The following is a 1,156-nucleotide window of genomic DNA, read 5'->3' on the forward strand; positions in this document are numbered from 1 at the left end:
ATTTAGTTTGCATTAACTTATCATTAATATCTCTATGACTAGTTCTATAAGGTTGAGAAACAAGGCCCATCAAAGTTGATTTCATTGTTCCATTTCTACCTGATACGACGGTAATTTGCTCACCTAATTCGAATTTCTGATTATGAAATAATCTAAAACTATCAATATCAATACCATAGATATCGTTAATAATCATTCCTTTGTTTTCATTTAGCCCATACTCATGTTTCCTTTTAAAAATTATCATCTGAACTTATCATTCCTTTGTATACAAATGTTTTTGTACTTCTAAGACACTTCTTTAATAATTGATATTCCCCGTGCCGGAATCGAACCGGCGGCGCCAGGTGGGGAAGGCTGAGCTTATCATTTTTTTTAATACTTTTTCAATGTCTTTTTCCATCTAGTCGAATCGGATCCATAGTCAGGGAGAGCCACAGGCTTAACTTTCTAAGAGCAGTAGAGAAATTATATATTATACACATCTAGATGTGTATAAGAGACAGATCTAGTCGAATCGGATCCATAGTCAGGGAGAGCCACAGGCTTAACTTTCTAAGAGCAGTAGAGAAATTATATATAACACACATCTAGATGTGTATAAGAGACAGGATATTATCAGATTCGATTAAAGGGTACTATCTTTTTAAATTTATATAAACTGATGGCAAATTAAAATATCCATCTCCCTTAGCTCTTCCACTAGGGACAAGGCCTGTCTCTTATACACATCTAGATGTGTATAAGAGACAGCCCTTAGCTCTTCCACTAGGGACAAGGCGGTGTCTTCCTTTTTTACTAAACTTAGAATTTGGGTTGCCAGGCTGATAGTATAATGGGACTGGTTCTTTTAAATATAAATCATTATCAACATTTAACATTAGGTGATAAACGTAATCGTTTTGATCTTTGACTTCAGAAAGCTTAAAAACTGTCTCTTATACACATCTAGATGTGTATAAGAGACAGGTCCTAAACCGTATAGAATAAGAAGTAAGCTAAGTGTTATTCTCAGGCTATAATCTGTCTCTTATACACATCTAGATGTGTATAAGAGACAGGTCCTAAACCGTATAGAATAAGAAGTAAGCTAAGTGTTATTCTCAGGCTATAATCTTCAAACATTTGAATTCTCCTTTGAAAAACGACAAATAAT

At 34.3% G+C, this 1,156-nt stretch carries 1 pseudogene; it reads right to left on the minus strand.

Annotation, left to right across the window (positions count from 1 at the left end):
* Positions 1-247 (minus strand): annotated as a pseudogene (locus A5868_RS19220) (ATP-binding protein); the annotation flags it as partial.
* Positions 248-1,156 lie beyond the last annotated feature (909 nt).

Origin of the sequence: Enterococcus sp. 12F9_DIV0723, from assembly GCF_002174375.1 — a bacterium.
Classification (GTDB): Bacteria; Bacillota; Bacilli; order Lactobacillales; family Enterococcaceae; genus Enterococcus_A; species Enterococcus_A gilvus.